This is a genomic window from Moritella yayanosii, assembly GCF_900465055.1.
In the GTDB taxonomy this organism is placed as follows: Bacteria; Pseudomonadota; Gammaproteobacteria; order Enterobacterales; family Moritellaceae; genus Moritella; species Moritella yayanosii.
In genome coordinates this window covers 3,085,787-3,111,985 of record NZ_LS483250.1, presented here as the reverse complement: position 1 = coordinate 3,111,985, position 26,199 = coordinate 3,085,787, and the positions used below count along the sequence as shown (strand labels likewise).

The 26,199-nt window shown below is 41.8% G+C and carries 23 protein-coding genes; 10 read left to right on the top strand and 13 right to left on the bottom strand.

Annotated elements, in window-relative coordinates; all coding sequences use genetic code 11:
- Positions 1 to 484: 484 nt before the first annotated feature.
- The 8 genes from MORIYA_RS14395 to MORIYA_RS14360 all read left to right on the top strand — a co-directional run bounded on the left by MORIYA_RS14395 (position 485) and on the right by MORIYA_RS14360 (position 11,073).
- A complete protein-coding gene (locus MORIYA_RS14395; RefSeq protein WP_112716204.1) occupies positions 485 to 1,741 on the top strand; it encodes a TolC family protein in 1,257 nt (418 codons plus the stop codon).
- 8 nt (positions 1,742 to 1,749) lie between these two features.
- Positions 1,750 to 3,087: an efflux RND transporter periplasmic adaptor subunit gene (locus MORIYA_RS14390; RefSeq protein ID WP_112716202.1), complete on the top strand. Its 1,338-nt coding sequence runs from the start codon at positions 1,750 to 1,752 to the stop codon at positions 3,085 to 3,087.
- Entirely contained in the window at positions 3,087 to 6,233 is a 3,147-nt protein-coding gene (locus MORIYA_RS14385; protein WP_112716200.1) for an efflux RND transporter permease subunit, read from the top strand. The genes MORIYA_RS14390 and MORIYA_RS14385 overlap by 1 nt, the downstream gene beginning before the upstream one ends.
- Positions 6,234 to 6,255: 22 nt before the next feature.
- Positions 6,256 to 6,783: a copper resistance protein CopA gene (locus MORIYA_RS14380; protein WP_112716198.1), complete on the top strand. Its 528-nt coding sequence runs from the start codon at positions 6,256 to 6,258 to the stop codon at positions 6,781 to 6,783.
- Positions 6,784 to 7,042: 259 nt separating this feature from the next.
- On the top strand, positions 7,043 to 7,981 hold the full coding sequence (gene hemC / locus MORIYA_RS14375; protein ID WP_112716196.1) for a hydroxymethylbilane synthase: 939 nt from the start codon (positions 7,043 to 7,045) through the stop codon (positions 7,979 to 7,981).
- Entirely contained in the window at positions 7,978 to 8,745 is a 768-nt protein-coding gene (locus tag MORIYA_RS14370) for a uroporphyrinogen-III synthase (protein WP_112716194.1), read from the top strand. The genes hemC and MORIYA_RS14370 overlap by 4 nt, the downstream gene beginning before the upstream one ends.
- Complete coding sequence (locus MORIYA_RS14365) at positions 8,746 to 9,885, top strand: uroporphyrinogen-III C-methyltransferase (protein ID WP_112716192.1); 1,140 nt, start codon at positions 8,746 to 8,748, stop codon at positions 9,883 to 9,885.
- A gap of 15 nt (positions 9,886 to 9,900) precedes the next feature.
- Positions 9,901 to 11,073 carry a heme biosynthesis HemY N-terminal domain-containing protein gene (locus MORIYA_RS14360; RefSeq protein ID WP_112716190.1) on the top strand — a complete coding sequence of 391 codons (1,173 nt, stop codon included), beginning with the start codon at positions 9,901 to 9,903 and terminating at the stop codon, positions 11,071 to 11,073.
- 80 nt (positions 11,074 to 11,153) lie between these two features.
- Here the strand turns inward: MORIYA_RS14360 and fre are convergent, their stop codons facing one another.
- From fre to trxA, 4 genes are all read right to left on the bottom strand, one after another.
- Positions 11,154 to 11,843, bottom strand: a complete 690-nt coding sequence (fre, locus tag MORIYA_RS14355; protein WP_112716188.1) for an NAD(P)H-flavin reductase — start codon at positions 11,841 to 11,843, stop codon at positions 11,154 to 11,156.
- Between the two features lie 61 nt (positions 11,844 to 11,904).
- Positions 11,905 to 13,371 carry a 4-hydroxy-3-polyprenylbenzoate decarboxylase gene (gene ubiD / locus MORIYA_RS14350; protein WP_112716186.1) on the bottom strand — a complete coding sequence of 489 codons (1,467 nt, stop codon included), beginning with the start codon at positions 13,369 to 13,371 and terminating at the stop codon, positions 11,905 to 11,907.
- A 108-nt stretch (positions 13,372 to 13,479) separates the two neighbouring features.
- A complete protein-coding gene (gene rho, locus MORIYA_RS14345) occupies positions 13,480 to 14,745 on the bottom strand; it encodes a transcription termination factor Rho (RefSeq protein WP_112716184.1) in 1,266 nt (421 codons plus the stop codon).
- A gap of 277 nt (positions 14,746 to 15,022) precedes the next feature.
- Positions 15,023 to 15,349, bottom strand: a complete 327-nt coding sequence (gene trxA / locus MORIYA_RS14340; protein ID WP_112716182.1) for a thioredoxin TrxA — start codon at positions 15,347 to 15,349, stop codon at positions 15,023 to 15,025.
- A 107-nt stretch (positions 15,350 to 15,456) separates the two neighbouring features.
- On the opposite strand from trxA, the gene rhlB reads away from it, so the two are divergent.
- Positions 15,457 to 16,755 (top strand): ATP-dependent RNA helicase RhlB, encoded by a 1,299-nt coding sequence (gene rhlB / locus MORIYA_RS14335; RefSeq protein ID WP_112716180.1) that lies wholly within the window; start codon positions 15,457 to 15,459, stop codon positions 16,753 to 16,755.
- 33 nt (positions 16,756 to 16,788) lie between these two features.
- Positions 16,789 to 18,291 carry a guanosine-5'-triphosphate,3'-diphosphate diphosphatase gene (gene gppA / locus MORIYA_RS14330; RefSeq protein ID WP_112716178.1) on the top strand — a complete coding sequence of 501 codons (1,503 nt, stop codon included), beginning with the start codon at positions 16,789 to 16,791 and terminating at the stop codon, positions 18,289 to 18,291.
- A 118-nt stretch (positions 18,292 to 18,409) separates the two neighbouring features.
- On the opposite strand, the gene hemB is transcribed toward gppA, so the two are convergent.
- The 9 genes from hemB to MORIYA_RS14285 all read right to left on the bottom strand — a co-directional run bounded on the left by hemB (position 18,410) and on the right by MORIYA_RS14285 (position 26,197).
- Complete coding sequence (hemB, locus tag MORIYA_RS14325) at positions 18,410 to 19,426, bottom strand: porphobilinogen synthase (RefSeq protein ID WP_112716176.1); 1,017 nt, start codon at positions 19,424 to 19,426, stop codon at positions 18,410 to 18,412.
- Between the two features lie 75 nt (positions 19,427 to 19,501).
- Positions 19,502 to 20,092, bottom strand: coding sequence for a TetR/AcrR family transcriptional regulator (locus MORIYA_RS14320; RefSeq protein ID WP_112716174.1), 591 nt, complete (start codon positions 20,090 to 20,092; stop codon positions 19,502 to 19,504).
- A gap of 1 nt (position 20,093) precedes the next feature.
- Entirely contained in the window at positions 20,094 to 21,542 is a 1,449-nt protein-coding gene (locus MORIYA_RS14315) for a coniferyl aldehyde dehydrogenase (protein WP_112718619.1), read from the bottom strand.
- 109 nt (positions 21,543 to 21,651) lie between these two features.
- Positions 21,652 to 22,455 carry a TatD family hydrolase gene (locus MORIYA_RS14310; protein ID WP_112716172.1) on the bottom strand — a complete coding sequence of 268 codons (804 nt, stop codon included), beginning with the start codon at positions 22,453 to 22,455 and terminating at the stop codon, positions 21,652 to 21,654.
- Positions 22,433 to 23,188 (bottom strand): twin-arginine translocase subunit TatC, encoded by a 756-nt coding sequence (gene tatC / locus MORIYA_RS14305; protein WP_112716170.1) that lies wholly within the window; start codon positions 23,186 to 23,188, stop codon positions 22,433 to 22,435. Before tatC ends, MORIYA_RS14310 begins: the two co-directional genes overlap by 23 nt.
- Positions 23,189 to 23,569 (bottom strand): Sec-independent protein translocase protein TatB, encoded by a 381-nt coding sequence (tatB, locus tag MORIYA_RS14300; RefSeq protein WP_112716168.1) that lies wholly within the window; start codon positions 23,567 to 23,569, stop codon positions 23,189 to 23,191.
- Between the two features lie 3 nt (positions 23,570 to 23,572).
- Positions 23,573 to 23,818, bottom strand: a complete 246-nt coding sequence (gene tatA / locus MORIYA_RS14295) for a twin-arginine translocase TatA/TatE family subunit (RefSeq protein WP_112716166.1) — start codon at positions 23,816 to 23,818, stop codon at positions 23,573 to 23,575.
- Positions 23,819 to 23,944: 126 nt separating this feature from the next.
- Positions 23,945 to 25,585, bottom strand: coding sequence for a ubiquinone biosynthesis regulatory protein kinase UbiB (gene ubiB / locus MORIYA_RS14290; protein ID WP_112716164.1), 1,641 nt, complete (start codon positions 25,583 to 25,585; stop codon positions 23,945 to 23,947).
- On the bottom strand, positions 25,586 to 26,197 hold the full coding sequence (locus MORIYA_RS14285; protein WP_112716162.1) for a ubiquinone biosynthesis accessory factor UbiJ: 612 nt from the start codon (positions 26,195 to 26,197) through the stop codon (positions 25,586 to 25,588).
- Between the last annotated feature and the right edge of the window lie 2 nt (positions 26,198 to 26,199).

The following is a 26,199-nucleotide window of genomic DNA, read 5'->3' as shown; positions in this document are numbered from 1 at the left end:
TTCCCCTTAAGGTAAAGATTATCATTCCGTTATCTTCATAATTCACTTTTAATGTATTTTTCTTTATGCGCATAGTGCTATTAATTTTATTAGTATTAATAAACACATTCTCATTACCGCTTCAGGCAATGAGCATGCGAACTATGTCCACTACTATTTCTTGTGATATGCAAGCCATGCCGTGCCACGCTGAAGATAGTATGAGTAAAATGCAGCATGATAATCCGCAAGTGCAACATCCAACAAACCAATATGATAACAATGATTGCAGCAATATGGATAATTGTAATGACTGTAATACCACCTGCGTATCATCATTTATTAATTACAATAATAAGTTGCTCTTAAACAGCTATAAACAAAGTAACTCGTTACGTTACGAATTAACCCCGCCTCTAAAACAACACCAAGATAGCCTCTATCGACCTCCTCTCATTAATTGATTTTTAATCGTTTTAAAACACCAATTAATTAAGGGAATACCATGCCATCCAAATTTTATTTGGGGTTATTAGCATTACTGACATTAAATGTTAATGCCCAACAATTAACGCTATCTGTTGCAGAAGATATTGCGCTACAACGCGATCCTTCCGCAACCTTATACCGTGCTCAACAAGCGAGCTTTAGAGCACAAGCCATCAGCCAATCGCAACTTGCCGATCCCATGATAAAACTCGGTTTAGCGAATGTACCAATCGACAGTTTTTCGGTGTCAGACGATCCCATGACCCAATTTAGTCTTAGCCTATCACAACAGTTTGCACGGGGTGATACGCTCGAGCTCAATGCCAAAGGATTTACCCTACAAACGCAACAAAGTATGCATTTAGCAGAAAACCGTCAATTGGAATTAAAACTGCAGATCAGAGAACTTTGGTTCGATATTCGTTTTTCCCGTATGGCACAACAGATACTGGTTAAAAATCAGGATCTGTTCCGTCAGAACGTCACTAATCTCTATCGCCAATTCGAACTTGGTTACAAACAAAATCAAGATCTTATAAAGGCAGAACTTGAACTAGCGAAATTTGATGACAAAATTTCCGCCTTTGCCCAGCAAGAGCAAGCCTTACGCGGACAACTGGTATCTTGGGTTGGCCCGCAAGCGTTTACCGAGTTAGATCCGCAATTACCACAATGGTCACAAAGTCGTGAGTATGCGCAGATAGCACAGGTGCAACATTACGCATTACTCGCCAGTCACCCACAAGTATTAGCCGCGCAACAAGCCATTGATGTCGCTGAAAATACCATTGCCACCGCCAATCAATCGTATAAACCAGCATTCAAAGTAGATATTGGATATGGTCACCGCGAATCCATGGACATGAATACTGGCTCTAGTCGCAGTGATTTAATCAGTGGTTTTGTCACGATGAACGTTCCGCTTTTTACCAGTAACCGACAGGATCAAGTGGTGATCGCAGCCACCCAAGGTAAAGGCATGAAGCAAGCTGAAAAAGACCTATTACTAATAAAATTCAATGGCATATTAAATGGTGCTATCGCTAACTTCAATAATACCGAAGCCCGGATGCAACGTTATCAAGACACGTTACTGGTACAAGCAAAATTAAATAGTGCGGCAGTAATGCAAGGCTACCAAGTTAATACCAATGATTTTGAACAAGTTATCAAAGCATTAATGGATGAACAGGCTTTCGAGCTCGAATACCATCAATTGCATTTCCAAAGTTTAAAAACTTTAGCCCGCATTCGCTACTTTCAAGCATTATAGAGGTCGACATGAAAACATTATTAGCCAGTTCAATCACATTGGCACTCGGTATTGCAGTAGGTGCCTGGTTTACCAATCCACAAACAAATAATACCGACACTACCGCCGCACCAAGTATCCTCTATTGGGTCGCACCAATGGATGCCAACTACCGTCGTGATCAACCCGGTAAATCGCCCATGGGTATGGACTTGATACCAGTTTATGCCGATGCGACAACCGCAAACGATCCCGGTTTAGTCACTATCTCAGCGCGAGTAGAAAATAACTTAGGGGTTCGCACTCAAACAGCCGTATTGCGCCCTTTCATTGCCGAGATCAATACCGTCGGAATGTTAGAGTTTAATCAAGATACCTTGTGGCAAATTAACAGCCGCGTATCCGGCTGGGTCGATAAACTTTATATTAATAGCGAAGGTGAATATGTAAATAAAGGCCAAAAACTACTTTCTCTGTATTCACCCGAGCTCATCAAAGCACAGGAAGAACTGCTTAATACCTTACGCATCGGCAATAAAACCCTGATCGCGTCAGCCAAACATCGATTATCGGCATTAGGCATCAGCCAAAACCAAATCAACCAAGTTAACCGCAATAAAAAAGTACTGCAGAACATCACTATCTATGCGCCTGAATCCGGTTACATCACTAAATTAAGCATCCGTGAAGGCGCCTATATTTCCCCGTCAACACAAATCGTCGAAGCCGGTCAATTAACCGAAATATGGCTGCAAGCCGAGGTATTTGAATCACAGGCCGGATTAGTGCAAGTGGGTGATAAAGCAGAAATGCAATTAGACAGCTTTCCAGGTAAAACTTGGCTTGGTGAAGTCGATTATATCTATCCGGTATTAAATGCGGTAACCCGAACCTTAAAAGTACGGGTGAAAATTGCGAACACAGATAAGCAATTAAAACCGAATATGTTCGCGAGATTAAAATTAATTAGCCAAATACAAACCGATTCAGTACAAGTACCACGTGAAGCGATTATTCGCGCCGGTAATTTTGATCGTATCGTACTTGCCAAAGGCAATGGCCAATATCAGTCAGTCAAGATCACCTTAGGCAGAGAGTCCGCAGGTTATGTGGAAGTATTAGCGGGTTTAAACGCTGGCGATAACGTTGTCACCAGTGCGCAATTTTTGATTGACTCAGAATCGAGTCTCACTGCCGATTTTGCTCGTATTGGGGCAAGAGATAATAGGATAATGGAAGGCATGGACCACAGTGATATGACTGAACCGATGGACCATAGCCAAATGCAGCAAAGCCAAAAATCCGCGACCACTACTGAAGATGAAGACCTGTCTTGGTTAGACTTTGATGATGAGGGAGCGCTGTAATGATCAAGAAAATAATTGAATGGTCGATTAACAATCGCATCATGGTGTTACTCGCCACTTTAGTGGTGCTGATCTACGGCAGTTACGTGATCAAAAATACTCCGATTGATGCGATCCCCGATCTGTCCGATGTCCAGGTTATTATTAAAACCAGTTACCCCGGACAAGCACCTCAGGTAGTCGAAGACCAAGTTACCTACCCGCTAACAACGGCGATGTTATCGGTACCCGGATCCAAAACGGTACGTGGCTATTCGTTCTTCGGTGATTCCTATGTTTACGTCATCTTTGAAGATGGCACCGACATGTACTGGGCGCGTTCACGGGTGTTAGAATACTTATCGCAAGTGACGCCAAATTTACCCAGCACGGCCAAACCTGCGTTAGGCCCTGATGCGACGGGCGTGGGTTGGGTATATTCTTATGCCCTTACCGATACCAGTGGCAATCATGATTTAAGCCAACTGCGCAGTATTCAAGATTGGTTTTTAAAGTATGAACTGCAAACAGTGCCTGGTGTATCTGAAGTCGCCACGGTTGGTGGTATGGTTAAGCAATACCAGGTCATTGTCGACCCCAATAAACTGCGCAGTTATCAGATCCCATTATCATTGATCACCAAAGCGATTAAAGATGGCAATCAAGAAGCGGGCGCCAGCGTCATCGAAATGGGCGAAGCCGAATACATGGTACGTGCCAATGGCTACATTAGCTCAATTGATGACTTAAAAAATATCCCCTTAAAGCTCAGCAGCACGGGTACGCCATTACTGCTTGGTGATGTCGCCGATATTGTACTTGGTCCACAAATGCGCCGTGGCGTTTCCGAACTAAACGGTGAAGGTGAAGTTGTCGGCGGCATTATCGTCATGCGCTACGGTGAGAATGCGCGAACAGTGATCGCAGCGGTAAAAGCCAAACTGCAAACCTTACAAGCATCGCTACCGGAAGGTGTTGAGATTGTACCTACCTATGATCGCTCCACGTTAATCGACAATGCCGTTGATAATCTGTATCTGAAATTACTGGAAGAATTTCTTGTTGTTATTGTGGTTTGTGCAGTGTTTTTATTCCATATTCGCAGTTCATTAGTGGTGTTAGTGAGTTTACCTATTGGCATTATGGTTGCCTTTATCATCATGTCATGGCAAGGGATCGATGCCAATATCATGTCGCTCGGTGGCATTGCGATTGCGATTGGCGCCATGGTTGATGGCGCAATTGTGATGGTCGAAAATGTCCATAAACACATAGAAAAAACACCGCTAACCGATGCCAATCGTTGGCAAGTAATCGCAAAAGCTGCGGGTGAAGTGGGTCCGGCACTGTTTTTCTCGTTGCTGATCATTACCTTTAGCTTTGTGCCCGTGTTTGTACTGGAAGGACAAGAAGGCAAAATGTTTGCACCTCTGGCCTTCACCAAAACCTACTCAATGGCCGCAGCAGCGGGACTGGCAGTCACCTTAGTACCCGTGTTAATGGGTTATTTCATCCGCGGTAAAATATTACCTGAGCATAAAAACCCAATCAACCGCGGGTTAGTTGCGATATACCGTCCGCTTCTAGCATTAAGCTTAAAAGCCCCGGTATTGTTACTTTGCCTCGTGGCCGGATTATTAGTCGTCGGCTTTTACCCTGTGAATAAAATTGGCAGTGAATTTATTCCGCCATTAGATGAAGGCGACCTCATGTATATGCCAACTACCTACCCCGGTATCAGCATAGGTAAAGCCAGAGAATTATTACAACAAACCAACAAATTAATCAAAACCTTGCCCGAAGTAGAACGGGTTTGGGGTAAAGCAGGGCGTGCCGACACCGCCACCGATGCAGCACCATTAACCATGATTGAAACTTTTATTACATTAAAACCTAAAGCGCAGTGGCGAGCAGGAATGACATCGGAAGGTATACGCAAAGAACTGGACAAATTAGTGCAATTCCCCGGGGTAACTAACGCCTGGGTGATGCCTATCAAAACCCGTACCGATATGCTCGCAACAGGTATTAAAACCCCGATTGGCATCAAAATTGCTGGAGAAAAATTAATTGAAATTGAAAAAATAGGTAAACAGATAGAAAAAATCTTACTTGAAGTCCCCGGTACATTGTCTGCTTATGCAGAACGTGTTGCAGGCGGCCGTTATGTCAATGTTGATATTCAGCGTGAAAAAGCCGCGCGTTACGGCCTTAACATTGTCGATATTCAAACAGTGATCTCCACCGCTGTCGGTGGTATGAACGTGACACAGACAATTGAAGGTTTAGAGCGTTACCCAGTGAATATCCGTTATCCGCAAGCTTATCGCGACAGCATCGAACAGATGAAGTTATTACCGTTGGTCACACCGCAAGGCGCGTGGATCGCCTTAGGTGATGTCGCCAATATCTATGTAGAAGATGGCGCACCGATGATCAAAACCGAAAATGCCCGCCCGAACGGTTGGATTTACGTGGATATTGATGGCCGCGACCTCGGCTCTTATGTGGCAGATGCCCAGAAAGCAGTAGCCGAACAGCTCATCTTACCGCCAGGTTATTCGATAATTTGGTCTGGCCAATACGAATATATGCAACGTGCTAAGGAAACCTTAACAGTAGTTATCCCGGCAACATTAGCGATCATTGTATTATTATTGTATTTAGCTTTCCGCCGCGTTGGCGAAGTTTTACTTATTTTAGCTACCTTACCCCTAGCTATGATTGGCGGTATCTGGTTATTATATTTACTCAACTATAATTTCTCAATTGCCGTTGGGGTTGGCTTTATCGCTTTAGCTGGTGTCTCAGTCGAGATTGGTGTGATTATGTTAGTTTACTTAAACCAATCATTAGATAGTGTTCTTGCAGCAGGTCAACTTACCCAAGCTAAATTAAAGCAAGCAATCATGGATGGTGCCGGACTTCGAGTGCGTCCAATTATGATGACTGTGGCGACTGTGATCATCGGGCTTGTGCCAATTATGTATGGTGATGGTACCGGTTCACAAGTGATGCAACGCATTGCCGCACCTATGATCGGTGGCATGGTATCAGCAATTATACTTACATTATTAGTATTACCAGCATCTTTCTATCTCTGGAAACGCATCAGCTTAAGCGCACAGATGATTGATGATCACGATGCAGTCACTGCAAATAAATAAGATTCATATAGAAGGAAGCAACATGATGTTTAAACAGATAACCATAGCAATCGCACTTAGCGCCGCAATCAGCTCACCGGCATTTGCCCACAGCGATGGTGACGGTCACTGTAAAGATACCCAACTCGGCAGTATCATGAAAGAGATGAGTGATGATTTAAAATCCTATGTCGGTGCATTTAAACGTGGAGACCAAGCCGCAATGCAAACTCAGCTGACAACATTATTGGCGAACAGCACGAAGGCTAAAGATGAAGTACCGTTAAAATTGCAGCAAGACATGCCAACCATGAAAGGCATGGACCACAGCAATATGGCGAATATGCAAAACATGAAAGGCATGGACCACAGCAATATGACTAATATGGACGGCATGGATCATAGTACCCATATGCAACATATGGATTACCAACAAGGTATGGAAAAATTAACGCACCTTTTTAACCAGTTGCAAGACGCAACATCCAAAGGTGAAGTTAAAACGACCCTTGGCAACATTAAGCAGCACATCAAGAAAAGTCATAAAGCATTCCGCCTTAATTGCGACTAATTAATCGTCATTAATTTATTAAGCTGCAGCAGAACGCGCTGCAGCCTAATAACCCACGCGATAAAGCATGATCTCAACCTCGCCCTTATTTATCTATCACGCCTGTTCCCACTAAATAATTTACTACTTTTGGCCCAATTACCTATGTTATTAAGTCGTTAAATAAGCGCTGTTTTTTACAAAGAACCCCATCTTAGATCAACCATTAACAGATTAAATCTGTTAATATTTAGCCAATCTAGTTAAATTTGGAAATAACATGGCAACTGAAACGCTAAGAATTGCAACCCGTAAGAGCCCACTTGCAATGTGGCAAGCTGAATATGTAAAAGCACGTCTAGAAGCGATCCATCAAAATCTTACCGTTGAATTAATTCCAATGGTAACCAAGGGTGACATCATTTTAGATACGCCGTTAGCGAAAGTGGGTGGTAAAGGTCTTTTTGTGAAAGAGCTTGAAGTGGCAATACTTGAAAACCGTGCTGATATCGCCGTGCATTCAATGAAAGATGTGCCAGTTGAATTTCCAGAAGGTTTAGGCTTAGAAGTCATTTGTGAACGTGAAGACCCTCGTGATGCATTTGTTTCAAATACCTACCGTCAGATTGAAGAACTACCACCGGGTGCAATCGTTGGTACTTGTAGCTTACGCCGTCAATGCCAGTTAAGCGAAGTCCGTCCTGATCTAAAAATTATGGACTTACGTGGTAACGTAAATACGCGTTTGAACAAACTTGATAACAAAGACTATGATGCCATTATTTTAGCGGCTGCGGGTCTAAAACGTCTGGATATGGAATACCGTATTGCTAGCTATATTGAGCCAGAGCAAAGTCTGCCAGCTGTTGGCCAAGGTGCTGTAGGCATTGAATGTCGCATTGATGATGAACGTGTAAAAGCACTACTTGCACCATTAAACCACGCGTTAACCAGTGATCGCGTATTGGCTGAACGGGCGATGAACTTAGCGCTAGAAGGTGGTTGTCAGGTACCCATCGGTAGTTACGCGATAATCGACGGTGATGAATTATGGTTACGTGGACTCGTTGGCAAGCCAGATGGCACTGAAGTCATTCGCGCAGAAATCCGCGGTGACCGCAATAATGCCCGTCAGCTGGGTTTAGAACTTGCTGAAAAGCTGTTAGCACAAGGTGCTAAAGAAATTTTAGCCGCTGTTTACGACTCATCTGACGCATGAAGATCAGGGCATTAATCACTCGCCCACGAGTTAAAGGCGAACAACTTGCTCGCCAAATTGAGGCTGCCAATGGCGCAGCCTTATGTTGTCCATTTATCGATATTTCGGCAGGACAACAGTTTACTAAAGTCAGCTCATTACTGGCACAATTACAGCCCGATGACTATATTATTGCCATAAGCGATAATGCTGTAAATTATGCTAACACCAGTCTAATAAACGCAAATAGAACTTGGCCACAGCAAATTAACTATATTGCCGTGGGCCCAACGACAGCACTTAGCTGGCAGAAATACGGTATCAACAACGCCCAAGTACCCGACACACATGATAGCGAAGGGGTGCTAAAACTACTTGCCGACGCATCAGTAGAACACAAAAAATTTGTCATTCTACGCGGTAACGGTGGCCGAGAAACGTTGGCCGAAGATCTTACCCAACGCACCGGAAACGTGACATATTGTGAAGTTTATCAACGAACTGCTCCAGATTATGATCCAGATATGCTGATTAATAAGTGGCAACAATTCGCTATCAATAGTGTTATTATCACTAGCGGTGAAATTCTAGGTAATCTGATAAAAACGATACCCTACACAGCGTTACCTTGGATACTGAACTTACACTTTATTGTTCCTAGTCAACGAATAGCAGCACTTGCTCATACGTTAGGAATAGAACACGTCACCATTGCTACCGGTGCATCAAATAATTCATTATTTAATGCTATTAAGCAATTGGATATGCAGATAGGAATAAGCTAAATGACAGACAAGAAGAATAGCAGTCAAAGTGCCAATACTAAAACAATAAATAAAGACACTACTGGCACATCAAACACGATTACAACGGAAAGTAATTCAGCAAGCAAAGCTGGTGTCATCACCGGAGCCGTCGCGATATTATTAACGCTAGGGCTTGGTGCTGGTCTTTATTATCATAGTCATCAACAACACCAGTTACAACAGCAAGTATTGTCAACACTACAAGCCCAGCTACAAGATCAACAAGATACCCAGCAATCGTTACGCCTACAGCTAAGCGAAAACAAGCAAATCTTTGCTAGCCAATTAACCAAAACCACGCAACAATTGACAAAGATCCAAAGCAGCGAAAAGTTAACAGCTGCCCAATTGGAAACCGTACAACTGGCGATAGCCAACCTGAAAATGCGTAATCCTAATGAATGGATGCTCGCAGAAGCCGAGTATTTAATTCGTATCGCCGGCCGTAAGATAGCCTTAGAGCAAGATATTGATACCAGCCTCGCATTATTATCATCAGCAAGTCGTCGTCTAACGCAATTAAATGATCCGAGCTTATTACCGCTGCGTAAAGTAATTGAGCAAGACATTACCACGCTGAGTAAATTACCCCGCATTGATCATGATGGTTTAGCGTTAAAACTCGCGATCCAAGCAGAAGAAGTTGATAACTTGGCATTAGCCGGATTTACCCGTCCAGAAGTCGTGGCGTCTGAGACGCAATTGTCGAGTAATAGTGCGGACTGGAAAACCAACTTAACTAAATCATGGAAATCGTTCAGCGATAATTTTATTACCATTCGCCGTCAAGATAACTCGGTCGATGCGCTACTATCACCACAAACAGCTTGGTATTTAACTGAAAATTTAAAAACCCAATTATTACAAGCCGAGTTAGCCGTACATCGTCAAGACCAAGCTAAATTTAACCAGGCGCTAAAAACAGCCAAAGCGTGGCTAGAACGTTATTACGACGTCAACCAGCCAGCAACAAAAAGTATGTTAGCGAGTCTGGATAGTCTCAGTAATGTGAGCATAACGACAACATACCCAACTAAATTAAACAGTGCCGCATTGATTCAAACGACAATTAGAGATCGTAAAATCAACGCATTAACAAATAACACTGGCGCAGAATAAGCGGAGGCAGAGAACATGGTTAGATTTATAGTATTAATCGCGCTGCTGCTTGCAGGTGCAATAGTTGCCCCTTACTTAATCGGCAACAAAGGTTATGTGATGATTGCGGCCGGAGACTATATCATTGATGCAACGGTGAGCAGTGCCGTGATCATGGTCGTTGGCTTCTATTTTGCGTTATTAGCGATCGAAGCATTAATCAATAAATTGACTCACAGTCTAGGTTGGTTTAATCGCTATCATCAAGCTCATGCTAAAATACAAACAGAAAAAGGCATCTTAGCATTAGTCAGTGGCGATTTTAAAAAAGCCGAAATGTTAACTTTAAAAGCTGCCAAAAAAGCACGGGTACCGGTATTAAACTACCTTACTGCGGCGCAATCAGCACAAGCATTGGGTAATGAAAAAAAACGTGATGAGTATTTATTATTAGCGTTCGAGAACGCCGATAAAAATACCCTTGCAGTCGAACTCACCCAAGCCAAATTGCAAGTTCAGCAGCAACAATTTGAACAAGCATTTGTATCTCTGTCCGCTTTACATGGCAAACATCCAAAGCATAAAGTGGTACTCGCGTTATTCAAAGACGTGTGTACTGAAAGAAAAGAATGGGGCCAATTACTCGCGCTTATTCCACCCTTGCAAAAACAAAAATTATTAACCTCAAATGAAGCAGATGAGCTAAATAAACATAGTCATTTCCAACATTTAGGTGAAGTAGCCAAACAGCAAGGTAGTACCGGCTTGCTTGATACTTGGAGCGCGTTGCCTAAAAATCTGAAACATGATGGCCGCTATTTAGCCGAAACAGCAAGCCTATTGATGGGTCGCAATGATCACCAATCTGCTTACCTGCTGATGATGGATGCGTTAAGTAATGAGTTATACCCAGAGCTGATCCATTTAACGCCAAAATTAAACCTGACAGACTACCACCCCTTAATCGAACGCCTTAAGCGCCTACAAAAAACACGTGAAGGTTCTGGCCTATTAGCAGTATGTATTGGTCAGTTAATGGTGAAAGAAGGTCGCTGGAATGAAGCAGTTGACGAATTAAGCCAAGGCATAAGCCAATCACCGTCTACCTCTGCTTATTGCGCGCTCGCTCACGCCTACGAGAAATTAGGTCTAGTTAATGATGCCAACACAACGTATAAGCAAAGTTTAAACTATCATCAGCACATTTAGTTAACCATTGCTAAATTGAAGATAATAAAAAAGCCGTAACATTTGTTACGGCTTTTTTATACGAGCAAATTAACTATCGATTAAATGAATTCAAATGCATCGCCATATAAATGCTCTTTCACACCTAATGGCGCAAAGTCAGTACGCGCCGCACCCACCATTTCAAAGCGACCGGCGATATAAATATCACACGCAGCTAAATCTTTAACATCTTCCATCACCACTTTATGCACTTGGCCAACTTTACCAGACCATTGTTCTGGCGCTGTTTCGACAACAGGAATAAACGTCACCTGAGGGTGTGCGGCAGCTAATTCTTGTGCCAACGAAAATGCATATAAATGCGATGCTTCACGTGCCCCCCAATATAATGAGATTGGACGAGAACTAACTTCTACAGCTCGTTCTAAAATAGATTTTGTGTAAGAAAAACCAGTGCCACCTGCAATTAATATCAAAGGACGCTCAGACTCTTCTCTTAAGCCAGCATTACCCCCTGGCAGTTCAATTTCGATAGTACCTGATTTAAGTCTTTCCACAACTTGCATTGCATACGAATTTTGTTCTGATGCACCAATATGCAATTCTAAAATATCATTATTACTTGGATTTGACGCAATAGAAAATGGGCGCTTGTCGTCTTCGGCCATGACCACCATTAGATATTGTCCAGCCTGGAACTCAACTTTTTGTTCTGGCTTTAACTTCACGTTAAATACAGTCTCTGTATACGACTCTAATAATGTCACTTCACACTTAATTCTTAACATACATTCCCTTTCAATCTCAATCTCTGACAAGCACGAATTTTCATGAACTAGCTCATTTATATCACAAAATCCCTAATTCGTCCCATAAATCATCGACGCGCTGCTTAACCTTCTCATCCATCACAATCGGTACACCCCATTCGCGATCTGTCTCACCAGGCCATTTATTGGTTGCATCCATGCCCATTTTTGAGCCAAGACCTGATACCGGGGATGCAAAATCAAGGTAATCAATAGGCGTATTCTCAATCAACGTGGTATCACGCGCAGGATCCATACGGGTGGTGATCGCCCAGATCACATCATTCCAATCACGCGCATTAATATCATCATCACAGACGATCACAAATTTGGTATACATGAACTGACGCAAGAATGACCATACCCCCAGCATCACGCGTTTCGCATGGCCTGGATATTGTTTCTTAATTGTCACTATCGCCATGCGATAAGAACAACCTTCTGGCGGTAAATAAAAATCAACAATTTCAGGATATTGCTTTTGTAAAATTGGCACAAAGACTTCGTTCAATGCCACACCCAGTACCGCAGGTTCATCAATAGGACGGCCTGTATACGTCGAATGATAAATGGCATCTTTACGCATCGTGATGTGCGTCACCGTAAAGACGGGAAAAGAGTCAGTCTCGTTATAATAACCAGTATGATCACCATAAGGGCCCTCTTCTGCCATTTCGCCTGGAGCGATGTAGCCTTCCAAAATAATTTCAGCGCTAGCAGGCACATCTAAATCATTTGAAATAGACTTAACTACTTCTGTACGACTACCACGTAATAAACCTGCAAAAGCATATTCAGATAATGAGTCTGGTACCGGCGTTACCGCACCTAAAATTGTTGCGGGATCAGCTCCTAGCGCCACAGACACTGGGTAATTCTCACCTGGGTTTAGTTCTTGAAATTCTTTAAAATCCAGCGCACCACCACGATGCGATAACCAACGCATAATTAATTTGTTTTTACTCAGCACTTGCTGACGATAAATACCTAAATTCTGACGTTTTTTATAAGGGCCTTGGGTGATCGTTAAACCCCAGGTAATTAATGGGGCCACGTCTCCTGGCCAGCAATGCTGAATAGGGATCTGACTTAAATCAACGTCATCGCCTGTTAACACGATTTCCTGGCAGGGTGCTTTACGCAGTCTTTTAGTGGGCATATTCAGTACCTGTTTAAAGATCGGTACTTTTTCCATTAATTCTTTAAAACCTTTCGGTGGCTCAGGTTCTTTTAAATAAGCTAACCATTCACCCACTTCACGCAGTTCACTGACGCTTTCACGACCCATGCCCATCGCCACGCGATCGGGTGTACCAAACAGGTTACCCAATACCGGCATAGTATAGCCTTTCGGATTTTCAAATAATAATGCCGGACCGCCTGCTTTTAATGTGCGATCGCAAATTTCCGTCATTTCTAAATACGGATCAATTTCTTGATGAATACGTTTTAATTCGCCTTTGCTTTCAAGTAAGGCAATAAAGTCTCTCAGATCTTTATATTTCATAAACAATTCCACGCTATTTTTTGAAAAAAAAACGCCACACACTTGTTATAAAAACAAAATATATGGCGTTTATTTTAAATATTAATCACAGACAGTTAACTTAAGCGATTATGATTTTTGCTTCTTCATTGCTTCGAAGAATTGCTCATTCGTTTTCGTCATGGCCAGCTTATCAATCAGGAATTCCATCGCATCGATCTCACCCATTGGATGAATAATCTTACGTAGGATCCACATTTTTTGTAGCTCATTTTTATCTGCTAATAGCTCTTCACGACGGGTACCTGAACGCGTGAAATCAATCGCAGGATAAATACGACGCTCTGCAATTTTACGATTAAGGTGTAACTCTTGGTTACCTGTACCTTTAAATTCTTCGTAAATGACCTCGTCCATTTTCGAACCAGTATCAATCAATGCTGTTGCGATAATAGTTAAAGAACCACCTTCTTCAACTTTACGTGCAGCACCAAAGAAACGTTTTGGACGGTGTAATGCATTGGCATCAATACCACCAGATAAGATCTTACCAGATGATGGTGTTACCGTATTGTAAGCACGGGCCAGACGGGTGATAGAATCCAGTAAGATGATCACGTCTTTCTTGTGTTCTACAAGACGCTTGGCTTTTTCAATCATCATTTCTGCTACTTGTACATGACGGCTCGCGGGCTCATCAAAAGTAGAAGCAATAACTTCTCCACGCACCAAACGGCGCATCTCTGTTACTTCTTCCGGACGTTCATCGATAAGTAGAACCATCAATATCGCATCTGGATAATTTAACGCAATTGAAGAGGCAATATTTTGTAATAACATGGTTTTACCGGCTTTCGGCGGTGCCACAATTAAACCACGTTGACCTTTACCGATCGGCGCACTTAAATCAAGAATACGTGCGGTAATATCTTCGGTACTGCCATTACCACGTTCTAAACGAAAACGTTCAATCGGGTGGATTGGCGTTAGGTTTTCAAAGAGGATTTTATTACGAGAGTTTTCTGGACGGTCATAGTTAACTTGGTCAATTTTTAACAGCGCAAAATAGCGTTCGCCATCTTTTGGCGGTCTAATTTTACCGCCAACGGTATCACCCGTTCGCAAGTTAAAGCGACGTATCTGACTTGGTGATACATAAATATCATCAGGTCCGGCGAGATATGAGCTGTCTGCTGAGCGCAAGAACCCAAAGCCATCCTGCAAGATCTCTAAAACACCATCACCAAAAATGTCCTCGCCGCTTTTCGCGTGAACTTTTAGGATCGAGAAGATGATATCTTGTTTTCTTAAGCGAGCCAGATTTTCTAGACCCATAGATTCGCCCAGTTTTACAAGTTCAGAAACTGGTGTGTTTTTTAATTCGGTTAAATTCATAATGATGAGTTCGAGCTTATGCAACCTTTGCGTAACGGGATGTCAACCAAGGATAAAATAATTGAATCAATGATCGAGTGTGTGAGACATTAAACTAAGTAATGAATCGATATTTTTTGAGTTATTGAATCAATGATCGGATCATTGATTATGATGCCAGATTCGGCACATAGAACAATAAACGAACAGTCAAATTAGCATTAATAATTTTATTCGTCCACTAAATAATAGCATACTGACGAGATTAAAAAACAAAATCTCGTCAGTATTTTACATGTTACAGGTTTTCGTCTAGAAAACTTTGTAATTGCGCTTTTGATAATGCGCCAACTTTAGTTGCTGCTACAGCACCATTTTTAAATAACAATAAAGTCGGAATACCGCGAATACCAAATTTAGGTGGAGTATCTGAATTTTGATCGATATTTAGTTTTCCGATAATTACTTTACCTGCGTACTCTTCCGCAACTTCACTTAAGATTGGTGCGATCATTTTGCAAGGTCCACACCATTCAGCCCAGAAATCAACTAGTACAGGTAATTCTGAATTTATAACATCCGTATCAAAAGCAGCATCGGTTAGCTGAATAATTTTGTCGCTCATTTTTTACTCCAATAAAATAATTTTGTTACTATATATATGTGGGACTCATTGTCCTATTTCAATAGATTTAAGTTCTTAATGCAAGCTTAACCTGATATGCTAATTAAATGAGCAAAAAACATCTTACAGAACATAAGTTCTCCCAGTTTGGCCTTAATGCCGACGTACTGTCTGGGTTAGAAGCGTCAGGCTTCGAATATTGTACACCAATTCAAGCGCTTAGTTTGCCATTTTCCATCAAAGGTAAAGATGTCGCTGGTCAAGCACAGACAGGGACAGGTAAAACGATTGCATTTTTAGCCGCTATTTTCCATCATTTATTGAAAAAACCAGTCGCTGAAGATCGTCCAAAAAATAAGCCTCGCGCCATTATCTTAGCGCCAACTCGCGAACTTGCAATTCAAATTCATAAAGATGCATTACCAATCGCCAAAGCGACAGGCCTTAAAATGGGGCTAGTTTATGGTGGCGAAAGCTACGATATTCAACGTGATAATCTTGCAAAAGGCGTTGATATTATTATTGGTACCGTGGGCCGAATCATTGATTTTGAAAAACAAAACGCAATGGATTTGTCCGGTGTTGAAGCATTAGTGCTTGATGAAGCCGATCGCATGTTGGACCAAGGTTTCATTAAAGATATTCGTTATCTAATGCGTAAAATGCCAGAGCCAAAGCAGCGCCTAAACTTACTATTTTCAGCTACCTTTACTTGGGATATTCGCGAACTGGCTTATCAGCACATGAATGAACCCGAAGAAGTGACCGTTGATGCAGAAAAAGTGACCGGCAGCAGCATCACTCAAGAGCTATTCCATCCGTCAAATGATGATAAAATGGCTTTATTACAAACGTTAATCGAAGAAGAATGGCCAGAACGCGCTATTGTATTTGCTAACACAAAACACAAATGTGAAGACATTTGGGGTCACCTCGCGGCAGATAAACATCGCGTTGGCTTGTTAACTGGCGATATCCCGCAGAAGAAACGTAACAGCATTCTCGAGCAGTTTACCCAAGGTACATTAGATATCTTAGTCGCAACCGATGTGGCTGCACGTGGCCTACATATTCCTGCAGTAAGTCATGTATTTAACTATGATTTACCAGATAATTGTGGTGATTACGTACACCGTATTGGCCGTACCGGTCGTGCTGGTGCAGAAGGTCATTCAATTAGTTTCGCTTGTGAAAAATACATTTATAATTTACCCGCGATTGAAGAATTCATTGAACATACGATCCCAGTTTGCCATTACGATAAATCCGCATTGCTCACTGACTTACCACGACCAATTCACACTAAACGTGCGCGTCCAGGTAATTCAAGATCAATGAACGATCGCAATAACAGAACGCGTCGTACTGGCCAACGTCAGCATAATCCGCATAACAAAACCCATTAATTAAATAGTTTGTTTATAGATAAAGTGATTAGTGTGAGTAAAAAAAGTTCGTCCAATTTATATGCTGTCATTGACCTTGGTTCAAACAGCTTTCATATGCTGGTTGTTCGTGAAATTAACAATAGTCTACAAACTGTAGCTAAAGTTAAACGCAAAGTGAGACTTGCTGCCGGCCTTGATGCAAACAATCATCTTGACCAAGCCGCGTTACAGCGTGGATGGGATTGCTTAAGTTTGTTTGCAGAACAATTACAGGATATTCCGACTGCGAATATTCGTATTGTTGGCACGGCTACATTACGCTTAGCGAATAATGTAGCGGAGTTTCTCACAACAGCAGAACAAATATTGGCTCATCCGATAAATATTATTTCCGGAGAACAAGAAGCCGCACTTATCTACAAAGGCGTTGCCTATACCAGCAGTGGTCAAGGTAATCGTTTAGTGATAGATATTGGCGGCGCTAGCACTGAACTCATTATTGGTGAACAAGCCCAAGCTAAATTACTTTATAGCTTTAAAATGGGTTGTGTCACTTGGTTAAAACACTATTTTACCGATGGTAAGCTCAATCAACACAACTTTACCCAGGCTATTGATGCGGCAAAAGCGGTGTTGAACCCTCTGCAAGAAAAGTATTTAACCTTTGGCTGGGATACTTGTATCGGCGCTTCCGGTACGATCCAAGCCCTGCAAGAAATTATGGTTGCACAAGGTGAAAACGAATACATAACACTGGCTAAACTACATCGTATTCAGCAGCAAGCGATTGCTTGTGGTCATATGGATAACCTGAATATTAAAGGCTTAGCAACCGATAGAAAACCTGTATTTACCAGTGGTTTAGCTATTCTTACCGCGTTATTTGAAAACCTCGATATTAACAATATGTTTTTAGCCGGGGGCGCGTTAAGAGAAGGGGTTATTTACGAAATGACCGGACTCCGTGCCAGTCACAATGTTCGCCAACAAACAGTCCATGGATTAATGATCAAACATCAGTTAGATCTAGAACAAGCTGAACGTGTTAAACACACCGCGCTAAAAGCCTTCGATCAGTTAAAATATACCATTGCAGCAGACGATACTCAAGCCGGTCCTTTACTTGCTTACGTTAGCGGCTTACACGAAATCGGTTTATCAATTGATTATAAAAAAGCGCCACAACATGCCGCTTATATTATCGATAACACGATGATGCTTGGTTTTACCAAAGCGCAGAAACAACTGCTGTCGGCGTTATTGATTAATCAGCGTGATGAATTAAATTTATCTTTGTTAGCGCAACAATCCGCAATCAGCTACGCCAGTGCGTTACTGCTTTGTCGTATTTTAAGAGTCTCATGCACATTAGCCTTGCGACGTACTGATGGTACGATCCCTGATTTCTCACTCACTCTCGCAGAAGAAAATACCTTAATTATCACCTTGCCAACGCACTGGTTAGCCCAACATCCATTACGTGCAGCGGCATTAGCATCTGAATTAGAGTTACAAGCGAAGCAACATCTGCAATTTCGTATTCAAGAGCGCTAGTTTCAATATATTATCGTCATGATAAAAACAAAAAAACCGAGCTTGATGCTCGGTTTTTTATTAACGCGACATGATTACCTACAGTGTAGTTATCTCTAAGATCATGGTCTCTAAATAATCAAGCGTTATTTTCTTTCAACCATACAGCGACGCGTTTAGCAAAATATGTCAGAATGCCGTCAGCACCCGCACGTTTGAAGCATAATAATGATTCTAAAACACATTCTTTCTCTTTCAGCCAACCATTTTGAATTGCTGCCATGTGCATCGCATATTCTCCACTCACTTGATAAGCAAACGTTGGTACACCGAATTCATCTTTAACCCGACGGACAATATCCAGATAAGGCATGCCCGGTTTAACCATCACCATATCCGCGCCCTCTTCGATATCCATCGCGACTTCCTGTAACGCTTCATCTGAATTAGCCGGATCCATTTGGTAAGTAACTTTGCTGCCACCTTTCAAATTACTCGCAGAACCCACCGCATCACGGAAAGGACCATAGTAATTAGATGCATATTTTGCAGAATAAGCCATGATTTGGGTATTTACATGTCCGGCTTCTTCAAGCGCAGCACGAATAGCGCCAATACGACCATCCATCATATCTGACGGGGCAATAATATCAGCGCCTGCTTCAGCATGAGAAAGCGCCTGTTTCACCAATATATCTGTGGTAATATCGTTAAGGATATAACCGCTGTCATCAATAATACCGTCCTGACCATGCGTCGTGAACGGGTCCAGCGCCACATCTGTCATCACACCTAACTCAGGGAATGATGCTTTTAACGCTCTAACCGCTTTTTGTGCCAATCCATTGGCATTATAGGCTTCTTCAGCCAGTAAACTTTTTTGTTCTAACGGCGTTACTGGGAAGATGGCAATCATTGGAATGCCTAACACGACCAATTCTGCGGCTTCTGCTAATAGTAAATCAATCGATAAACGCTCAATACCCGGCATGGAATCAATCGCTTCACGACGGCCAGTACCTTCCAGTACAAACATCGGGTAGATGAGATCATTAACCGTTAATTGATGCTCTGCAACTAAGCGGCGAGAAAAATTATTTTTACGATTACGACGAGGGCGACGGTTCGGAAAGCCGCCTAGAATAGTTTTACTCACGATATCTCCTTGCTAGGATAGGAATGCGCATTGGGCAACCAAGTTCAAGGATTTGCACTTGGTTATGTGCTCATCTTACCGCGAGAGTAAGTGAATATCTGCACCTGGTACTGAAATAGCATCAACAATTACACTAATTGACGAATTAATCGCAACCTTTTGATCTGTTGCAGGTAATGCATACACATAACTCGCCGTGGATAATAAGATACTCTCACATGTGGTGAGTAGGTACTGAATAGGTAAGTCCTTAATAGTGCCATTTTTAATACCAGTATTAAGCAATTGCGTAAAAAAACCTAATACCTCTTGCCATATCGCCAGCTGGATCTTTTTATCAAAATACAGTGAATGGCTACACAGTAGAATAAACGCCATTTTTTGTGGCTGACAGACTAACCAAGTGACCCCGTTAACCCAAATATCTGTTAATGGAAACACCGAATCTGGATCGTTTTTCTGTAACAGCGCCTGCGCAAATTCTTTTTTCACCTCAAGGTACAAGGCTTCAATTAACACTTCTTTGGTCACAAAGTGATGAAACAAGGTACCCGTGGCAACTTTAGCTTCACGTGCAATCGCAGCTGTCGTGGTACCGTGAAAACCATTGATCGTGAATAACGCTAATGCGGCATCCAAGATCAGTGTTCTTTTTGATTTAGTCATATTATCTCAAGAAAAATTTCAAAATTATTTTTTGTATCAAACTCCCATAAGGCGCGTGAACAAAACGCGTAGAATGGAATTTGCCTTGTTTCAAAATGGTTTTTGATTTCGAAAACGTACGGAAGCCTTCAACACCATGATAATGTCCCATACCGGCAGGTCCAACGCCACCAAACGGAGCATCTTCCGCTGCAACATGCATAATTGTATCATTAATCGCTACGCCACCGGAAATCGTCTCACGTATGATCTGTTGCTGAGTATTTTTATCAAAACTCATGATATATAACGCTAATGGATGTGGACGCGTTTTAATGTGGCTAATTGCATCATCAATCGTATCGTAAGGTAGAATAGGTAATAACGGTCCAAAGATCTCATGCTGCATTAACTGCATATTTTCCGTTGTATCTAATAATAAGTGCGGTAACATGCGGTGTCTTTGATCATCACAACTACTGCCATCTTGCATGGTTTCAACTTTCGCCCCTTTTTGCTTAGCATCTTCTAACCATGATTTAAGACGAGTATACTGACGATCATCAACAATATTGGTGTAGTCATCATTCTGCATTGCTGCAGGATAACGGCGATTAAACTCATTACGATACTCGTTCACAAACTCCGCAACTTTCGCACGCGGACAAAGAATATAATCAGGGGCAACACAGATCTGTCCGGCATTAAGGCTCTTGCCTAGCATAATACGATTAACGGCCACTTTGATATCAATATCAGGGGCAACTACCACTGGCGATTTACCGCCTAATTCAAGTGTCACAGGCGTCAGGTTATCTGCGGCGGCACGCATAACATGCTTACCAACAACCGTCGACCCCGTAAATAATAAGTGATCAAAAGGCAATTTAGTAAACGCTGCAGACAGAGCCGTTTCACCCTCAATAATACACACGTCTTTACTATCAAACACCGAAGTAATGATTTTCTTTAATACTTGATTGGTTTTCGGGGTGAATTCCGACATTTTGAGCATCGCGCGATTACCGGCGGCAATACTGGTAATAAGTGGAACCACAGCCAGATTAATCGGAAAGTTCCAGGGAACAACAATGCCCACCACACCAACTGGTTGATAATGGATAGTGACGCTTGCAGGCGCTAATAACAAACCAGGACTACGTCGTGTCGGCTTCATCCACTTCGCTAAGCGCGCGAGAGTATAATTAAATTGTGCCGTCGTTGGTAAGATATCCGCAATTAAAGTGTCGTAACGAGAACGGTGGCCGTAATCTTCAGAAACAGCGGTCAATAACGCTTCTTTGTTTGCTAAGAAAGCCACTTTAAATAATAATAAGCGTTTTTTACGCTCGGCCTTATCCCATTCAGGTTGGCTTAAATAGGCTTTTTTTTGCGTCGCAAAGATCTGCTCCATTGCTGCAATCTCATCAATACCATCGCTATCATTCAGTTTGATTTCCGCTACACTCATCATGCTCACACCTCAATATAAAAACCGACTAGTTAGTCAATTAAAATAGACTGATTAGTCGGTTTTGTCTACTGTGATGCAAGAATAAAATGAAAACAGGTGATAATGCTCATAACCGAGGAAGCTGGAAGAACTGTTCTGTCACTTGTAGACTGCGGCTAAGTAAAGTGTCTATATCCTCACCACGCGCGCTGGCAATCGTGGCCGCCACGTGCGGTAAGTAACAAGGTTCATTACGGCGAGATTTGGGTTTTGGTTGCAGATTTCGAGGTAGTAAATACGGCGCATCTGTTTCCAGCATTAACCGATCAGCAGGAATATCTCGCACCAACTGGTATAACTCAGCGCCACGGCGCTCATCACAGATCCAGCCGGTAATACCGATATGTAAATCCAATTCTAAGCACGCGGCTAGATCACTCGCAGAGCCAGTAAAACAGTGCAATACCGCCGCGGGTAACGCCGAGCGAAATTCTTTTAAGATCGCAATAAAACGTTCGTTAGCATCGCGTTCGTGCATAAATACCGGCATATTTAATTCGGCCGCGATCTCTAACTGCTTGGCAAACGCAGCTTCTTGCATCGGGCGAGGCGAGAAATCACGATTAAAATCCAAACCACATTCACCAATAGCCACCACACTATCATGCTGGGCTAGCGCTCTAATTTGCTGCCAGCTATAATCCGTCGCATGGCGTGCATCGTGTGGGTGGATACCTGCAGTGGCATAAAGTTGTTGTGGATAATCTTGGGTAAGTTGATAAGCAAGCTGGCTTTCGGCGATATTCGTGCCAGTAATAATTAAACGACGCACCCCTTGGGCAGAGGCGCGTTCAATAACATCAGGTAAATCTTTGTGAAAAGCAGCGTTTGTTAAATTAACGCCAATATCAATCAGTTCCTGTTTCATCATCTCTGGTCTCGTCCTGTTTAACGTAAAAACGAGAAAATAATAAACCTAACTCAAACAATAGCAACATAGGTATCGCTAATAATGTTTGTGAAATAATATCTGGCGGTGTTAATAACATCCCCATGATAAATGCAGCAACAACAATATAAGGGCGTTTTTTACGTAAATTGTCAGGTGTTGTCGCACCAGTCCAACATAATACTAATGTGGCAATGGGGATCTCAAATGCGAGACCAAACGCAAAAAACATTTTCAAAACAAAATCAAGATAACTACTAATATCAGGCGCAAATGTTACCCCTTCTGGCGCCGCAGACGCAAAGAACTGGAACGCTAAAGGAAACACCACAAAATAAGAAAAAGCGACCCCAAGGTAAAAAAGAAAAGCACTGCTAATGACCAAAGGCGCAATTAATTTTTTCTCATGTTTATACAAACCTGGTGCGATAAAACCCCAAACTTGGTACAAAATCCAAGGGATAGCAATAAAAGAAGAAGCAACCAGTGTTAACTTTATCGGCGTAAAGAACGGGGTCGCGACATCTGTTGCAATCATGGTTGTGCCAGCCGGTAATTGCGCAATCAAAGGAGCGGAAACCAACTGATAAATATCATTAGCAAAATACACTAATGATATAAAAATTAAGATGATTGCGGCACTAGCACGTAATAACCTATCTCTCAGTTCGATTAAATGCGTAATCAAAGGCTGAGTATTTGGATCTGCTGCCATTTATTTTTTATCCTGTTCGATTGCCTGTTCTACATTTTCAGGTCTATCTTCAACCGCAGATTTCGAGGTTGAAGTCGGTGTCTTCACATCCGCATAAGGCCGCGTTACCGAGGCCGCTGCATCACGTAAAGAGTCGATAGAATCCTGCAGTTCAGGGCTGATATTGTTCATGCCTTGTTGCTCGGCTTTTTTCAAATTGTCATGCATTTCTTGAATTTTTAATTCATGTGACAATTCATCTTTTACCGAATTAGCTGCATCCTTGATGGTTTTCACCCAAATACTTACCGTTCTTATCGCCACAGGTAAACGCTCTGGCCCTAATACTAAAAGGCCCAGCACTGAAATAACCATAATTTCCCAAAATCCGATATCAAACATACATTATGCCTGTTCTTTATCTTTTTTTGTTTCTGTTGCTTCTTTTGTTACTGCTGTTTTTACTGCGTTAGTTTCTTCCAACACTTTATTTTCTGCTTTGGTATCTTTCGTTTCGTCACTCATGGCTTTTTTGAAGCCTTTAACTGCCGCACCTAAATCACCACCAACATTACGTAACTTCTTAGTTCCAAACAATAAAAGAATGATTACAGCAATGATAATTAACTGAGTAACACTGATTCCGCCCATGATAAAACCTTATTTTATGTAATTTAATTTAATTCGTCATTATTAATATCGATAAGTATACAGTATATCGACTACATATTTACGGCACCTGATCTACGATAACGTTAACGGCGCTTTTCGTTCCGATTATTTAAGCTTAAACCAACCGAGTGCGGTCAACCCAAAGCCAAAACTGGCTAAGTTAAATGCTAACGATGTCGAGTCTGGATTGTACACTATTGCGGCACAAATCATAATGACACCACCCACACTCAGCAAATAACGGCCTTTACCTGACTGTGCCTGATTTTGAGTAAATTGTTCCGCTTGGGTGAACAGTTTATCCAATTTAGCTTGTTGTTTGGTTGCTTTTGTCAGCGTATCAAACACTAACTCTGGTAACTCAGGTAATTTTTCAGCCCAAAATGGCGCCCGTTGTTTTACTGCCGAAAACACAGCTTGTGGCCCCATCTGTTCCTTAACCCAACGCTCAAGAAATGGTTTTGCAGTATCCCATAAGTCTAGCTGAGGATAGAGCTGACGACCTAATCCCTCAATGTACAATAATGTCTTTTGCAATAATACTAATTGCGGTTGTACTGTCATATCAAACTTACGCGCAGTAGCAAATAGATTAACCAATACGTGACCAAAAGAAATTTCAGCTAATGGTTTTTCAAAGATAGGATCACACACCGTACGGATCGCAAATTCAAAATCATTGACATCAACATAGGATGGCACCCAACCAGAGTCCACGTGTAATTCCGCAACTTTACGGTAATCACGATGGAAAAAGGCTAACAAATTCTCTGCTAAATAACGCTTGTCTTCACGATTTAAAGTACCGACGATACCACAATCAATGCCAATCCAACGCGGATCTTCAGGCGTTTCATAAGAAACAAACACATTACCAGGATGCATATCGGCATGGAAAAAACTATCACGGAAAACTTGGGTAAAGAAGGTCTCAACACCTCGTTCAGCCAATAACTTCATATTGGTGCCCTGCGCTTTTAACGCAGCAATATCCGATACTGGAATACCATAAATTCGCTCCATCACAATCATATTTTTATGCGTGAAATCTGGATATATCTCAGGTACATATAATTCTTTAGAATCCAGGAAATTACGACGTAATTGTATTGTATTCGCCGCTTCACGTTCTAAATTCAATTCATCCAGAATGGTTTTTTCATAATCCATAACCACCTCAAGTGGTCTCAAACGTGCTGCCTCTGGCACTAATTTCAGTAATACTTTCGACAGTCGTTTCATCAACTGGGTATCAGCACGAATAATAGGTTCGATATCAGGGCGGATAATTTTAATAACGACTTCTTCGCCATTACTTTTTAACTTAGCGGTATGCACTTGGGCAATCGATGCCGATGCTAATGGCACCATATCAAAATCATCAAACACATCATCAATAGACTTACCAAGCGCAGATTCGATCTCCTGCATCGCTAATTTACTATCAAATGGTGGCACCTGATCTTGTAACATCGCTAATTGCTCAGCAAACTCTTGCGGTAATAGATCACGACGCGTTGATAGCATCTGCCCAAATTTAATAAAAACTGGGCCAAGTTGTTGTAATGCTAATTTAATTCTTTCTGCCGGTGATTTATCCGCATGTTTATTTTTAAGCCAAAAAATTGATTTTCGAAATAAACGTACCGATAATGGTTGCAATTTCACCGGTAGTAACTCATCAATACCGTATTCTAAGATCACTTTTTGGATATGATAAAAGCGCTTTAGCTCAATCAATGTCATTTATACATCTTCCTTACGTGACAATAACGCCAAGCGCATTTCAAACTGCTTACATCGTTGGTCTAATTCACTTACTTCATCACAAAAATTAGCGATTTCTAAGGCGCTGGGCGCTAAACGTATTTCTTCAATTAAATACTCGGCCACATTATAGCGTGCGATCATCATGTTATTTTGCAACCAAGCTTGACCCGACTTTACACCTCGCACTAACTTATGTGCGGCAACATCACCAGTGTAACGAGATAAATGCTCTTCCCAATCAATATCTAATTCTTTTAACATAATGCTAAATTTGCTTGCTACCATAGGATCGCCGCGCATATCCAATTCACCTTCTTTAATCAGTGCCGTGAATTGTGAACTATCTTGTAAGCGAGAAAGGCTAGACAACTTTATATCCATACAGCAATCAGCATCACCGTCATACTTGGCTAACACATCGATCTGAGATGAAAAAATAAAATAAAGTGGCTTTGGCAACTCCGCAATATTTACTTGTAACACTTTACCTTTTAGCGACGCGATCTTATCCACGGCATTTGTATCTGCTTTTAATAATTGATTCAAAAACATTTCAATCCCAGCAGTAACAAGCATTTCGATTGGCATCA